Annotated in this window: 12 protein-coding genes; 9 read left to right on the top strand and 3 right to left on the bottom strand. The window is 68.2% G+C overall.

The annotated features are described in order from the left end of the window. Nucleotides 1-20 precede the first annotated feature (20 nt). Nucleotides 21-1,325 carry a cytochrome c gene (locus AC1Q7Q_RS34555; RefSeq protein WP_492374834.1) on the bottom strand — a complete coding sequence of 435 codons (1,305 nt, stop codon included), beginning with the start codon at nucleotides 1,323-1,325 and terminating at the stop codon, nucleotides 21-23. Nucleotides 1,326-1,462: 137 nt separating this feature from the next. Beyond that, on the bottom strand, nucleotides 1,463-1,648 hold the full coding sequence (locus AC1Q7Q_RS34560; protein WP_150990214.1) for a DUF2970 domain-containing protein: 186 nt from the start codon (nucleotides 1,646-1,648) through the stop codon (nucleotides 1,463-1,465). Between the two features lie 187 nt (nucleotides 1,649-1,835). On the opposite strand from AC1Q7Q_RS34560, the gene AC1Q7Q_RS34565 reads away from it, so the two are divergent. Beyond that, complete coding sequence (locus AC1Q7Q_RS34565) at nucleotides 1,836-3,251, top strand: aminotransferase-like domain-containing protein (RefSeq protein ID WP_492374835.1); 1,416 nt, start codon at nucleotides 1,836-1,838, stop codon at nucleotides 3,249-3,251. A 6-nt stretch (nucleotides 3,252-3,257) separates the two neighbouring features. On the opposite strand, the gene AC1Q7Q_RS34570 is transcribed toward AC1Q7Q_RS34565, so the two are convergent. Further along, the gene (locus AC1Q7Q_RS34570; protein WP_492374856.1) at nucleotides 3,258-4,763 is read right to left on the bottom strand and encodes a glycine betaine ABC transporter substrate-binding protein; all 1,506 of its coding nucleotides are present in this window, start codon (nucleotides 4,761-4,763) and stop codon (nucleotides 3,258-3,260) included. A 258-nt stretch (nucleotides 4,764-5,021) separates the two neighbouring features. On the opposite strand from AC1Q7Q_RS34570, the gene AC1Q7Q_RS34575 reads away from it, so the two are divergent. From AC1Q7Q_RS34575 to AC1Q7Q_RS34610, 8 genes are all read left to right on the top strand, one after another. Then, nucleotides 5,022-6,047, top strand: a complete 1,026-nt coding sequence (locus AC1Q7Q_RS34575; protein WP_492374836.1) for a LysR family transcriptional regulator — start codon at nucleotides 5,022-5,024, stop codon at nucleotides 6,045-6,047. Continuing rightward, a complete protein-coding gene (locus AC1Q7Q_RS34580) occupies nucleotides 6,044-7,540 on the top strand; it encodes an NAD(P)-binding domain-containing protein (RefSeq protein WP_492374837.1) in 1,497 nt (498 codons plus the stop codon). The genes AC1Q7Q_RS34575 and AC1Q7Q_RS34580 overlap by 4 nt, the downstream gene beginning before the upstream one ends. Next, entirely contained in the window at nucleotides 7,537-8,523 is a 987-nt protein-coding gene (locus AC1Q7Q_RS34585; protein WP_150990222.1) for an ABC transporter permease, read from the top strand. Before AC1Q7Q_RS34580 ends, AC1Q7Q_RS34585 begins: the two co-directional genes overlap by 4 nt. Next, entirely contained in the window at nucleotides 8,520-9,461 is a 942-nt protein-coding gene (locus AC1Q7Q_RS34590; RefSeq protein ID WP_492374838.1) for an ABC transporter permease, read from the top strand. Before AC1Q7Q_RS34585 ends, AC1Q7Q_RS34590 begins: the two co-directional genes overlap by 4 nt. Continuing rightward, nucleotides 9,458-10,468 (top strand): ABC transporter ATP-binding protein, encoded by a 1,011-nt coding sequence (locus tag AC1Q7Q_RS34595; RefSeq protein WP_492374839.1) that lies wholly within the window; start codon nucleotides 9,458-9,460, stop codon nucleotides 10,466-10,468. The genes AC1Q7Q_RS34590 and AC1Q7Q_RS34595 overlap by 4 nt, the downstream gene beginning before the upstream one ends. Next, the gene (locus AC1Q7Q_RS34600; protein WP_492374840.1) at nucleotides 10,465-11,502 is read left to right on the top strand and encodes an ABC transporter ATP-binding protein; all 1,038 of its coding nucleotides are present in this window, start codon (nucleotides 10,465-10,467) and stop codon (nucleotides 11,500-11,502) included. The genes AC1Q7Q_RS34595 and AC1Q7Q_RS34600 overlap by 4 nt, the downstream gene beginning before the upstream one ends. Nucleotides 11,503-11,583: 81 nt before the next feature. After that, entirely contained in the window at nucleotides 11,584-13,158 is a 1,575-nt protein-coding gene (locus tag AC1Q7Q_RS34605; RefSeq protein WP_492374841.1) for an ABC transporter substrate-binding protein, read from the top strand. A gap of 11 nt (nucleotides 13,159-13,169) precedes the next feature. Continuing rightward, nucleotides 13,170-14,468: an acyl-CoA thioester hydrolase/BAAT C-terminal domain-containing protein gene (locus tag AC1Q7Q_RS34610; RefSeq protein WP_492374842.1), complete on the top strand. Its 1,299-nt coding sequence runs from the start codon at nucleotides 13,170-13,172 to the stop codon at nucleotides 14,466-14,468. Nucleotides 14,469-14,487 lie beyond the last annotated feature (19 nt).

A 14,487-nucleotide genomic window follows, 5' to 3' on the forward strand; every position in this document is an offset into this window, starting at 1 on the left:
GAAGTAGGTGGCGCGCGGGCTCAACGGGATTCGGCGGTGTCGCGCTGGCGCCCGAGCGCGGCGCGGCGGGCGGCGACAGCCGCTTCCTTGACCGGGCTGGCCTGGTTGCCCCAGCCTGTGCGGATAAAGGTCAGCACATTCGCCAGTTCCTGGTTGTCCAGCGTCCAGCCATAGCCGGGCATGTGGTAATCGGTGGCCGCGGTGCCCACGTGCGCTGTCACGGCGCCATCGAGCAGCAGGTTGGCCAGCGAGGACGGATCGGGATCCACCACGGTGGGATTGCCCGCCAGCGGTGGGAAAACGCGGGCAAAGCCCTTGCCGTTGGCACCGTGGCAAGGCATGCAGAACTCGGCGTACTGGCGCGCGCCGGTAGCATCGAAACGGCCCTGCGCAAGCGTGTCGGTGGTATTGGCGTCATAGGCATACGGCGTTTCATCGCTGCGCGCGCCGGGCACGGACTTGAGGTACACCGCAACGGCGTCCAGGTCCGGGCGCGTCATGAACTGCGTGGACGACGCAATCACCTCGGACATCGGCCCGAAGGAAGTCGCATGCGCATTGCGGCCGGTATGCAGGTATTCGGCAATGTCCTCGCGCGACCAGCTGCCCAGCCCGGTGCGCGGATCGCCGCGCAGGTTGGTGGAGGCCCAGCCTTCCACACTGGCGCCGGCCAGGAAGTGCCGGCTGCGCTCGTCCAGTCCCTTCTCGGCCATCAGCATGCCGCGCGGCGTGTGGCATGCGCCGCAGTGGGCCACCGCCTGGACCAGATAAGCCCCGCGATTCCACGCGACGCTCTGACCCGCATTGGCAGGAACCGGGCCAGACTCCAGGAACAGCCAGTTCCAGACGCGCAGCAGCCAGCGCATGCCAAACGGCCAGCGCATCTCGGGCTCGGCGGTTTGTTGCCGCACGGCTTTCACTTCGGTGCGCAGATAAGCGTATAGCGCCTGCACATCCGGCTCGGCGAGCTTGGCGTAGGACGGGTAAGGCATGGCTGGATACAGCCGCTTGCCATGCCTGGCCACGCCCTCGCGCAGCGCGCGGTCGAATTCCTCGAACGAGTAAGCGCCAATGCCACTGTCCACGTCCGGCGTGATGTTGGTCGAGTAGACGGTGCCAACGCCGGTCTTCAACGGCAAGCCGCCGGCAAACGGCGCGCCACCGGCGCTGGTGTGGCAGGCCGCGCAATTGGCAACCTTGGCCAGGTAGCGGCCGCGCTCGATCTGCGCGGCACCGGGGGCGTCAGCTGCCGCCGCGAAGCATGGCGCCAGCAATAGGACAGCAAAGGCAACGGTAGCGGAAAACCGCCTTGTGGCAAGGCTCATGGGGCTGATTATCGTTTTAAGCGCCGCGATGGCATTCAGTACGGCGAGCGTGCACAGCCCGCACGCGGCGGGCTGTACTTCGTGGTTGCGGGCCTGGATGGCCCCTTGGGCATGGGAGGAATTGGCGGGCTCGCGGCTCAGGCGTGGGTCACCGCCCAGTGCGCCAGCGACACGAGCAGCAGCACCAGCCCCGCCGCCAGCGCCACCCCCGTCAGGATCAACGGCACTGGCCGCACGGCCTGCAGGTCGCGCATATGTTCCTGGCCCTTGCGCAGGCCAAAGAATCCCCACAACACCGTCAGCACCAATCTCAAGGGGTTCATTTCGCTCTTCCTTACATGCTTGCCAACCGCCGCGTGACCTTGCGGCGCTTTGGCTTTTGGTAGTTACGGGGGATTATGGCGTCGGCTGGCAAGGAATAACAGAATCAGATCTGCGATAATTTTGCGTATCAGTTTGAGCGCCTGAGACTGCGCTCATCGCTACGCCACGGCAACGCCCCCTGCCCCCATGAAGCGCTATGAAGAACTGGCGGAAACGCTGGCCAAGGACATCCGCAACGGTAACCTGCCGCCCGGCACCAAGATGCCGTCGATCCGCAAGACCGTGACCCAGTTCGGCGTGAGCCCCGCCACCGCGTTCCAGGCTTACTACCGGCTGGAGGAGCGTGGCTTGGTGCGGGCACGCGAGCGCTCCGGCTACTACGTGACCGGCCAGGTCGGCCGGCCGCTGCCGCAACCGGCTGTGCGGCCCTCGCACCAGGTCTCGACCGACGTTGATATTTCCAAGCTGGTTTTCTCTGTGCTGGACGCGGCGCGCGATCCCCAGCTCATCCAGCTTGGTTCGGCCTTCCCTTCGCCCGAGCTGTACCCCTGGGAGCGGCTGGGCAAATCGCTGGCCCGGGCTGGGCGCGAGCTCGATCCCTGGTATTCCGTCAACGACATGCCCGCCGGGCACCTCGCCCTGCGCCAGCAGATCGGCCTGCGCTACCTCGGCGCGGGCGCGCCGCAGCCCACCGACGAGATCATCGTCACCAACGGTGCGCTGGAAGCGCTGAACCTGTGCCTGATGGCGGTGACCCAGCCCGGCGACGTGGTGGCGATCGAGTCCCCCGGCTTCTATGCCGCGCTGCAGGCGCTGGAGCGGCTGCGCCTGCGGGCAGTGGAGATCCCGGTGGATCCGCGCGAAGGCATCGACCTGGACGCACTGGATGCCGCGCTCCAGCGCCATCCGATCAAGGCCTGCTGGTTCATGACGCAGTTCCAGAATCCAATGGGCGCGAGCATGTCCGAAGCCAGGAAGCAGGCGCTGGTAGCCTTGCTGGCGCGCCACCACGTACCGCTGATCGAGGATGACGTCTATGGCGAGCTGTATTTCGGCAATCGCTGCCCCCTGCCCGCCAAGGCCTTCGACCAGGAAGGGCTGGTCATGCACTGCAGCTCGTTTTCCAAGACGCTGGCGCCCGGATTCCGGGTGGGCTGGGTGGCCCCCGGGCGGTATGGCGAGGCAATCAAGCGGCTGCGGCTGATGACCACGCTGTCGGCGGGCGTGCCCACGCAGGTGGCGCTGGCCGAGTACCTGCAGAACGGCGGCTACGACAAGCACCTGCGGCGCCTGCGCCATCTGCTGGAGATGCAGCAGGGCCAGCTGATCGCGGCCATCGGCCGGCACTTCCCGGAGAACGTGCGGGTCTCGCAGCCCGCCGGCGGGTACTTCCTGTGGGTGGAGTTTGCGGCCGGATTCGATGCGCTGGCGCTGCATCGCGCGGCGCTGGAACATGGCATCGGCATTGCGCCTGGCCCGATCTTTTCAGCGCGCCAAGGCTATCGCAACTGCATCCGGCTGAACTATGGCCACCTGTGGAGCGATGCCGTGGAAGCCGCCGTGGCCAAGCTGGGCGAGCTGGCGAAGGCGCAATTGCAATAGGGCGCGTCAGGCTACCGTCCCGCCCCGGGCATGCCTGCCCAGATACCATTCGCCCAGCTCGAAGCCGGCCTGCACCAGCAGCGCAAGCACCGCGGCCGGGATGGCGCCAGCCATCAGCAGCACATGGTCGTTCAGCGCCAGCCCGGTGGCGATGCGCTCGCCATAGCCGCCGGCACCGACAAAGGCGGCAATGGTGGCGGTGCCCACGCTGATGATGGCGGCGGTCTTGATGCCGGCCAGCAGCACCGGCATCGACAGCGGCAGCTCCACATAGCGCAGCACCTGGCCGGGCGTGAAGCCCAGGGCGCGCGCTGCCTCGCGCATGCCGGCTGGCACCTGCTGCAAGCCGGTCAGCGTGTTGCGCACGATGGGCAGCAGTGCATAGAGGAACAGCGCCACCATCGCCGGCCAGACGCCGATGCGCCCCAGCAGCGGGATCAGCATCGCCAGCAGGGCCAGCGACGGCACGGTCTGCAGCACGCTCACCGTGGCCATCAGCACTTGCCCCAGCCGCTGCCGGCGCGCGGCGACGATGCCAAGCGGCACGCCCAGCAAGCTGGCCGCGCCAACCGCGCCCAGCACCAGGGCCAGGTGGCGGCAGGTCAGCCGCAAGGTATCGCGCCCGAACAAGGTGCCAGCAAGGCCCGCCCGCGCGCTTGCCGTTGCATCCGCCACGCTGGCGTTGCCATGCGCCAGGAAGGCCCGCGCCACGGCGGCAAAGGATTGCCCATCCAGTTCCGCTGCGGCATTCATGGCGATCATGTCCGCCGCGCTCACCTTGCCGGCCAGCCCCGTCAATGCCCGCCACGCGGCCGGGAAGCGCTGTGGCAGGTCCAGGCGGTACAGCACCACGGCGTCATAGCGGGGAAAGTAGTGGCGGTCGTCCGTCAGCACGCGCAGGCCGTATTTGCGGATCTTCGCATCGGTGGAGTAGATATCGATGGCGTCGACCTGCCCGTTGGCCAGGGCTTCGTAGGCCACGCCGTGGTCCAGCCCCAGGGGCCGCTGGGGCAAGCCGTAGCGCTGCGCCAGCCCGGGCCAGCCGTCCGCCCGGCCCAGGAATTCATGCGACAGCCCGAGGCGCAGTTGCGGTTGCGCGGCCAGGTCGCCGAGCGCCGCCAGCCCGAGTTGCCGGGCCTTGTGCTCCTCCATGGCAAGCGCATAGGTGTTCTCGAAGCCAAGCGGAATCCCTGCCGCCAGGCCCAGCGGCGCCAGCGCCTGGTTGATCTGCGCCAGGCTGGCGCCGGCGGGCAACTTGAGGATTTCACTGGAAACGGTGCCGGTGTAATCGGGATAGAGGTCGATGCTGCCGGCCTTGAGTGCCTCGAACACGATCGCCGTATTACCAAGGCCGGGCGTGTGCTGCGCACTGGCTTGGGCCGCGGCGGTCTGGGTGAGCACCTCCCCGAGGATGTAGGACTCGGTAAAGCGCTTGGAGCCGACCCGCAGGGTATCGGCGCAGGCCGTGCCGGCTGTGGCCAGCAGCGACAAACCGGCCAACGCCCAGCACAGGAGCAAGGCCAGCCAAGGCTCGGTACGGCGGGGGATTCCGGGTTGCAAGGTCAAATGAAGCGTTCTCCTGAGCATGGTGCGTGGCACGCGGACTGCTGGGCCGGTTCATCACATGATACGTGCATGGCCGCGACGGCGACGCCGGCGCGCACCCACTTTGTGCCGCATGAGCACATACGAAAATAGTATTTGCAATCCGAATGCTAGCGGGGCGAGAATCCACAAAACACATACATAGCATCAGCAACTCGGGCCCCCATGGAAATCCGGCAACTGGAAGCCTTCGCGGCAGTCATGACCAGCGGCAGCGTGACCGCCGCCGGGCGCCTGCTGGGGCGCTCCCAGCCGGCCATCACGCGCCTGATCCAGGAGCTGGAAAGCGAGATCGGCTTTGCCCTGTTCGCCCGCAGCGGGCCGCGCGTCAGCCCGACCGAGCGCGGCTTCCTGCTGTACGAGGACGTGGAGCACGCGCTGGTTGGCCTGCAGCAGATCCGCGCCCGCGCCGCCGAAATCGCCCGCGAGGAAAACCGCTCGCTGCAGATCGCGGCCACGCCGGCCCTGGCGGCTGGGTTATTGCCCCTGGCCCTGGCCGGCCACCAGCCGGACCATGCGACGGCCGGGGCAGCCCACGCCAGCCACATCCACATCAATAGCGCCTCCCCCGAAAAAGTCGTGCATTCGGTGCTGACCGGCGCGGCCGAGATCGGCCTGACCAGCCTGCCGCTGGAGCATCGCGGCGTCACCGTGCACTGGATCGGACAAGCTGCCTGCGTGGCTGCGGTGCGTGCCGACGATCCCCTGGCGGCGCTGGCTACGATTCCGCTGTCCGCCTGCAGCGGCCGGCGCATCGTCACCATGCAGAATCCCTACCGGCTGCGCCGCCGCCTGGACGAGGCGTTTGCCCGCGCCGGGGTGGAGCCGGCCGCGCTGATCGACACCAACTCCTCGCTCAATGCGCTCACCGCCGTGCGCGCCGGGCTGGGCATTGCCGTGCTGGAGCCAGTGACCGCGCGCGGCGTGCCGCTGGCCGATATCGTGGTGCGCCCGATCGATGCCGACATTCCCTTTTACTTTGGCGTGATCACCCCGCAGGCCAGGCCGGCCAGCGTGGCGGTGCTGGCGCTGATCGACACGCTGGCCGACGCGGCCCGCGCACTGCTGCCGGATTTCGCCCAACGCGGCCCGGAACAGCACGGCGCGCTGCTGCAAGCGCTGTATGGCGACGCCACCGCCACCGAGCCGGCCGCCGGCACGCCCTACGACACGGAACACACCGACCTATGAACTCGCCCGCTGACACCTTCCCGGCCGCCGCCGCCAACGCCGCCGGCCTTGCCGCCCTGGAAGCGCGCCTGCGCCAGGACCTGTCCTGGCTGGAACTCCCGGCCAAAAGCTGGACCGTGGCGCGCACGCATGACGGCGAGCCAGTGCTGGACGTTGCCGTGATCGGCGGCGGCATGGCCGGCATGGCCGCGGCGGCTACGCTCAAGCACCTGGGCATCAACGCGCGCATCTTCGATCGTTCGCCGGAAGGCTTCGAAGGCCCTTGGGCCACCACCGCGCGCATGGAAACGCTGCGCTCGCCCAAGCAACTCACCGGCCCCGCGCTCGGCCTGCCCGCCCTGACCTTCCGCGCCTGGTTCGAGGCGCAGTTCAGCACCAACGCCTGGGAAGCGCTGGACAAGATCCCGCGCCTGCAATGGATGGATTACCTGCGCTGGTACCGCCGGGTGCTGGACCTGGATGTGCGCAACGAACATGTGGTCGAGCGTGTGGTGCCCCGCCCCGATGGCCTGGTGGCACTGGAAATCCGCTCGCCCGCCGGCGCGCTCAGCGTGCTGGCACGCCGCGTGGTGCTGGCCACCGGCCGCGACGGCCTGGGCGGCGCGCATGTGCCGCCCTTCGCGCAAGACCTGCCGCGCTCGCGCTGGGCGCACTCGAGCGATGTGTTCGACTACAACACCTTGCGTGGCAAGCGCGTGGGCGTGATCGGCGCCGGCGCGTCGGCCATGGACAGTGCCGCCACCGCGCTGGAAGCGGGCGCGGCCAGCGTGGACCTGCTGATCCGGCGCGCCGACATCCCGCGCGTCAACAAGGGCAAGGGCGCGGGCAACCCCGGCCTCACGCACGGCCACCCGAGCCTGCCGGATGACTGGAAATGGCGCATCCGCCACTACATCAACGCGCAGCAGGTGCCACCGCCGCGCGGCAGCACGCTGCGCGTCTCCCGGCACGAGAACGCGCGCTTCAACCTCGCCTGCCCCATCGAGCGCATCGAACAGGCCGGCGACGCGCTGCTGGTGCATACGCCCAAGGGCGCGTTCGAGCTGGATTTCCTGATCTTCTCCACGGGCTTTCGCATCGCGCTGGAAACGCGCGAGGAGTTCGGTGCCTTCGCCCGCCATATCCGCTATTGGCGTGACCGCTACACGCCGGCCGCGGGCCAGGAAGACCAGGAACTGTCGGACTCGCCGGACCTTGGCCCGGCCTTCGAATTCCTGGAGAAGACGACGCACGCATGCCCCGGCCTGTCGCGCATCCACTGCTTCTGCTATCCGGCGGCGCTGACGCACGGCACGGTATCGGGCGACATCCCCGCCATCAGCGACGGCGCCAGGCGCCTCGGCCAAGGCATCGCCGCACTGCTTTACCAGGAAGACGTGGCGCTGCACTACGCCAATATGGAAGCCTTCGACGAGCCCGAGGTGTTCGGCGATGAGTGGGTCCCCGCCGGGCCACCCCCGGCGCTGCCCAGCGACGCGGCGAACGCATCATGAGCCGCTGGCCGATCCGATGGCTGGCCAGGCGGCTGGCGCAATCGCTGCTGGTAGTGCTAGCGATGACCGTGATCGTGTTCGCCGGCCTGCACGCGATCGGCAACCCGGTCGATATCCTGATCGGCCAGGACGTGGACCAGGTCGAGCGCGCGCGCATCATTGCCAGGCTAGGGCTGGACCAGCCACTCTGGCGCCAGTATCTCGCCTTCCTGCAAGGCGCCCTGCACGGCAACCTGGGCAACAGCTTTGTCTATAACGTGCCCGCCATCGCGCTGATCCTGCAGCGGCTGCCCGCCACGCTGGAGCTCGCCGTGGCGGCGCTGTTGCTGGCGGTGCTGGTGGGCGTGCCCTGCGGCCTCTTTGCCGGGCTGTATCCGGAGCATCCGGTCTCGCGCTTGCTGATGACCGGCAGCATCGTCGGCTTCTCGCTGCCAACCTTCTGGGTCGGGCTGATGCTGATCATGGCCTTCAGCGTGCGGCTGGGCTGGCTGCCCTCGGGCGGGCGCGGCGCCACCGCCGAGTGGCTGGGCGTGCCGTGGTCGTGGCTGACCACCGACGGCCTGCGCCACCTGATCCTGCCGGCCATCAACCTGTCGCTGTTCAAGGTGTCGCTGGTGCTGCGGCTGACCCGCGCCGGCGTGCGCGAGGTGCTGCCGCAGGACTGGGTCAAGTTCGCGCGCGCCAAGGGCTTGTCGCCGATCCGCGTGGTGCTGGGCCATGTGCTGCGCAACACGATGATTCCGCTGGTCACCGTGCTGGGGCTGGAATTCGGCTCGACGATTGCGTTTGCGGTGGTGACCGAGAGCATCTTCGCCTGGCCCGGCGCCGGCAAACTGATCCTCGACAGCATCAACGCGCTCGACCGCCCGGTGATCGTTTCCTACCTGATCGTGGTGGTGTGCCTGTTTGTCACGCTGAACCTGATCGTGGACATTCTCTACAAGCTGCTCGACCCGCGCGTGCGGCTGGAGGCCGCCACATGAGCGCCATCGACAACCCCGCCACAGCCGCCTCAGCCGCTCCGGCGGCGCCCCAGGCGCTGCGCCGCGAATCGCCGTGGCGCCGCATGGCGGCGGATTTCTTCGTCTCGCGCACCGCCGTGTTTGGCCTGGTGCTGTTGGGGACCCTGGTGCTGGCCGCGGTCTTCGCCCCGCTGGTCACCCCGCAGAATCCGTATGACCTGCTCCAGCTCGACGTCATGGACGCGCGCCTCGCGCCCGGCACGCCGAGCGGCACCGGCACCTACAGCTACTGGCTCGGCACCGACGGCCAGGGGCGCGACATCTTCTCGGGCATCCTCTACGGCCTGCGCATCAGCCTGAGCGTGGGCGTGGGGTCCGCGCTGATCGCCGGCGTCATTGGCACCCTGCTCGGCCTGCTGGCCGCCTATGCCGGCGGCCGCGTGGACAGCATGATCATGCGCACCGTGGACCTGCTGCTGTCGTTCCCGTCGATCCTGGTCGCGATGATGATCCTGGCCTTCCTCGGCAAGGGCGTGACCAATGTGGTGCTCACGCTCGTGATCCTGGAGTGGGCCTACTACGCCCGCGCCGCGCGCGGCCAGGCGCTGGTGGAAAGCCGGCGCGAGTACGTGGAGGCGGCGCGCGGCCAGGGCATTTCCAACTGGCGCATCGTGGTGGGCCATATCTTGCCGAACTGCCTGCCGCCGCTGATCGTGATTGCCTCGCTGCAGGTGGCACGTGCCATCACGCTGGAGGCCACGCTGTCGTTCCTTGGCCTGGGCGTGCCGGTGACCGAGCCCTCGCTGGGCCTGCTGATTGCCAACGGCTACCAGTTCATGCTGTCCGACGAGTACTGGATCAGCTTCTTCCCCGGCATCGCGCTGCTGGTCACGGTGGTGGCCACCAACCTGGTGGGCGACCGCCTGCGCGACGTGCTCAACCCGAGGTTGCAGAAATGACGGCGCCGGACATCAACAACGCCGTGCCGACGCTGGAGGTCCGCCACCTGCGCACGCACTTCGAAACCCGCGCCGGCGTGCTGCCGGCAGTCGACGACGTCTCCTTCACGGTGCCGCGCGGGCGCATTCTCGGGCTGGTGGGCGAATCCGGCTCCGGCAAATCGGTCACGGGGTTTTCCATCATGGGCCTGGTGGATCCGCCGGGACGCGTTATCGGCGGCGAGATCCTGTTCCAGGGACGCGAGCTGACCGGCATGCGGCCTGCGCAGCTGCGCCAGTTGCAGGGCAACCGCATCGCGATGATCTTCCAGGATCCGATGATGACACTCAACCCGGTGATGCGGGTGGACGCCCAGATGATCGAGGCGGTGCGCGCGCATAGCCCGGCGAGCCACAAGCAGGCGCGCGAACTGGCGCGCGACACGCTGGGCATGATGGGCATCCCCAGCCCGGAGGAGCGCCTGCGCGCCTATCCGCACCAGCTCTCCGGCGGCATGCGCCAGCGCGTGGCGATTGCCATCGCCATGCTGCACCGGCCCGACCTGATCATTGCCGACGAGCCCACCACCGCGCTGGACGTCACCATCCAGGCGCAGATCCTGTCCGAGGTGCAGAAGCTGGCGCGCCAGCATGGCACCGCGCTGATCTGGATCACGCACGACCTGTCCGTGGTGGCCGGGCTGGCCGATGAGGTCGCCGTGATGTACGCCGGGCGCATCGTCGAGCAAGGGCCGGTCGATGCCGTGCTGGACCATCCACTGCACCCCTACACCGCCGGCCTGATCGGCAGCTTGCCCAGCCTGAACAAGCGCGGCCAGCGGCTGCGCCAGATTCCCGGCATGACGCCCAACCTGCTGGCGATGCCGCCCGGCTGCGCCTTCGCGGCGCGCTGCCCGCGCGTCTCCGAGGCGTGCGCGCAGGCGCCTGCCATTACCTCGCCGCAAGGCATGCGCCAGGTGCGCTGCTTCCATCCGGGCCAACCGGCCATTGCCGCGGAGTTCGCATGAAGCCGACTGAACACGCTGCCGGCGAGCAGCCGCAATTGCCCGCCCTGATCGATGCCCGCGATCTCGCCAAGCGCTTTGGCGAGCAGCATCCCGGCCGCATTGGCCGCGCGCTGCAGCGCATGGGCTGGTCGGTACCCGCGCCGGTCACGCACGCCGTGGACGGCGTAGACCTGCAGATCCGCCGTGGCGAAGTGGTCGGCCTGGTCGGCGAATCCGGCTGCGGCAAGTCCACGCTTGGCCGCATGGTGGCCGGCCTGCTGCAACCCTCGGCGGGGGAAATCCGGGTGGACGGCCAGAGCATCGAGGGCCTGGACGCCAGCGCCCGCCGCGCACTGCGGCTTAAGATCCAGATGGTGTTCCAGGATCCGTACGCCAGCCTCAACCCGCGCCTGCGCGTGGACCGCATCGTCGGAGAAGGCGCGCGCCTGCACGGCCTGGTGGATGCGGCCGGCTTCGACGACTATGTCAGTGCCCAACTGGAGCGCGCCGGGCTGGACCCGGCCCTGCGCCAGCGCTACCCGCATCAGTTCAGCGGCGGGCAGCGCCAGCGCATCGGCATTGCACGCGCGCTGGCGGTGCAGCCGGAACTGCTGGTGTGCGACGAAGCGGTGGCCGCGCTGGACGTGTCGATCCAGGCGCAGGTGCTCAACCTGTTCATGGACCTGCGCGAACAGCTTGGCCTGACCTATCTCTTTATCAGCCATGACCTTGGCGTGGTCGAGCATGTATCGGACCGCGTGGTCATCATGTACCTGGGCCGCGTGGTGGAGAGCGCGCCGACGGAAGAAATCTTCCGGCAGCCCAACCACCCGTACACACAGGCGCTGCTGGCGGAAATCCCGCGCCTGGACTCGCGCCACAAGACCTTCACCGCCATCAAAGGCGAGATCCCCAGCCCGCTGGCGCCGCCACCGGGCTGCCACTTCCATCCGCGCTGCCCGCATGCCATGGCGCGCTGCCGGACCGAGGTGCCGCGCCTGCGCGGCATCGCCGTGAACCATCTCAGCGCCTGCCACCTGAACGAGGCTGGCTAACGGTTGGCCATCCGTTGGCTAACTGTTGGCCAATGTGCGCCACACCTATCAACCCTTCTCACGCCCCGAGGAAACCTGCTCATGAAACGCCTGCTGTCCCTCTCGATCAGCGCCACCGTTGCCGCCATGCTCTGCGCCGGCGCGGCCTCCGCGCAGTCCCTGTCGATCGCTTTTGCCGATCCGCTTTCGTCGCTGGACCCGCAGCTCAACAACCATGCCGGCGACCGCTCCGTCGACCTGCATTTCTGGGACCTGCTGATCGAGAACAAGGACAACAAGCTGCAGCCGGGGCTGGCCCTGTCGTGGAAAGCGCTGGACGACAAGACCTGGGAGTTCAAGCTGCGCCGCGATGTGAAGTGGCAGGACGGCAAGCCCTTCGGCGCGGAGGACGTGATCTTCTCCTACCAGCGCGCGCGCAATGTGCCGGGCAGCGTGGCGTCGTACGCGGGCTACCTGCGCACCATCGAGTCGATGAATGCCAAGGATCCGTACACCCTGGTCATCAAGACCAATATCCCGAACCCGGATCTGCCCCTGAACCTGGCCTCGATCCACATCGTCAGCAAGCACGTCGGCGAAAAGTCCAGCACCGAGGACTACAACAGCGGCCGCGCCGTGGTCGGCACCGGCCCGTACAAGTTCATCTCCTATACGCCGGGCGATCGCGTGATGATGGCGCGCAATGATGGCTACTGGGGCGGCAAGCCGGCCTGGCAGCAGGTCAGCTACCGCTACATCAACAACGGGCCGGCGCGCACCGCCGCGCTGTTGTCCGGCGACGTCGATGTGATCGACAAAGTCTCGGTGTCGGACCTGGCCAAGCTCAAGCAATCGCCCAACATCAGCGTGTTTCCCTATGCCGGCCTGCGCGTGATGCTGCTGCAGCCGAGCTTCAAGCCCGGCCCCAATCCGTACATCACTGACAACGCCGGCAAGCCGCTGGACAAGAACCCGCTGCTGGATGTACGTGTGCGCCGCGCCCTATCGCTCGCCATCAACCGGCAGGCGGTGGTGGGCCGCATCCTGCAGAACACCGCCAGCGTGGCCAACCAGTGGATGCCGAAAAACACCTTCGGCTACAACCCGGAGGTCAAGGACATCCCCTTTGATCCGGAGCAGGCCAAGAAGCTGCTGGCCGAGGCCGGGTTCAAGGATGGTTTCAAGCTGACCATCCACGCGCCCAACGACCGCTACCCGCAAGGCCCGGAGACCGCGCAGGCGGTTGCCCAGTTCTGGACTCGCATCGGCGTCAAGACCCAGGTGGAAGTGGTGCCCTGGTCGGTCTACTCCGGCCGCGCCAACAAGAACGAGTACGCGCTCAGCATGCTGGCCTGGGGCAACGGCACCGGCGAGGCCAGCTATGCGCTGGTCAACGTGCTGGCCACCGTGGATGCCAAGAAGGGCCTGGGCGCCTCCAACTGGGGCCACTACAGCAACCCGGCCGTGGACAAGGCCCTGGATGAATCCACCGCCGAGTTCGATGTGCCCAAGCGCGAGGCCATCCTGCGCCGCTCGGTCAAGCTGGTGTCGGACGATGTGGGCGTACTGCCGCTCTACCACTACCAGAACATCTGGGCCGCCAGGAAGGGCCTGAAGGTGGCGCCGATGACCAGCGACCGCACCGCGGCGATGATGGTCACGCGCGACGGCAAGTAAGGCGGGCGAACATGGCACAGCTTCATATCACCCCAGCCGACGACCTGATCGACGTCGCGCGGCGGATTTCCGTGTCGGGACTGCGTCCCGGTGAAACCATTGCCATCGCCACGCGCACGCTGCGCGGCCGGGAGCTTGCCTGGGCCAGCGAAGCCACGTTCGCGGCGGACGCCGCCGGCACCGTGGACCTGGAGCGCGACGCGCCGCTGTCGGGCAGCTACTCGGGCGTGAGCCCCATGGGCTTGCTGTGGTCCCAGCGCCCGGTCGATAGCGACAGCCGCGAGCAGTTCCATGCTGACGCCACCCGGCCGCTCGTGACCGAGATCACGGTGCGGGCCGATGGCGCGCAAGCACACGGCGAACTGGTGCAGCGCCTGGCGGCTGCCGGCGTGACCCGCCGGGAAGTGCGCGAGGACGGGCTGGTCGGCACGCTTTACCTGCCCGCGGGCCCCGGCCCGCATCCGGCGGTGATGGTGCTCAACGGCTCTGGCGGCGGCATCAACGAACCGCGCGCCGCGCTCTACGCCTCGCGCGGGTATGCCGCGCTGGCATTGGCATACTTCAAGGCGCCGGGGCTATCGGACTACATCTCCAACACGACGCTGGAATACTTCGAGCGCGGCCTGCACTGGATCCGCGAGCACGTCCGGCCTGCGCGCGACTTCATCGCGCTGTCGGGCCAGTCGCGCGGCGGTGAGCTTGTGCTGCTGCTGGGCGCAACCTTCCCCGAGCTGGTCTCGGCTGTGATCGGCTACGTGCCCGGCGCGGTGGTGCACAGCGCGCAGAACGCCGCCGATCCCGCCATCGGCCGCGAAGGTCCCGCCTGGCTGCACCACGGCAAGCCGCTGCCGCATGTGTGGGAGAACAACCGCACGGCAAGCTGGGCGCCCTTTGACGAAGGCCCGGCGCCTCATCGGCATGAACGCGCCATCCTGACCGCGCTGCAAGACCCCGAAGCGGTGGCGCGCGCCCGCATCCGCGTGGAGGCGATCCGCGGGCCGGTGATGCTGCTGTCGGGCACCGACGATGGCTCCTGGCCTTCCAGCCTGTATGCGCGCATGGTGGCGGACAAGCTGGCCGAGGTCGGGCATGCGCACGACGTCAAGCACCTTGATTTCGAGCAAGCCGGCCACGCCATCCTCTTCCCGTATGTGCCGACCACGCAGATGGTCTATGCACATCCGGTATCCAGACGCATCAGCACCACGGGCGGCACAGCGGCGGCCAATGCCGTGGCGGACGAGCAATCGTGGATCGGCGTGCGCGATTTCCTGGCGCGCGCCGTGGCGCGCCACGCTGGCCAAGCCTGATTTGCCGAACAACAAAATC

The organism is Cupriavidus sp. GW823-FHT07A04 (assembly GCF_058794615.1).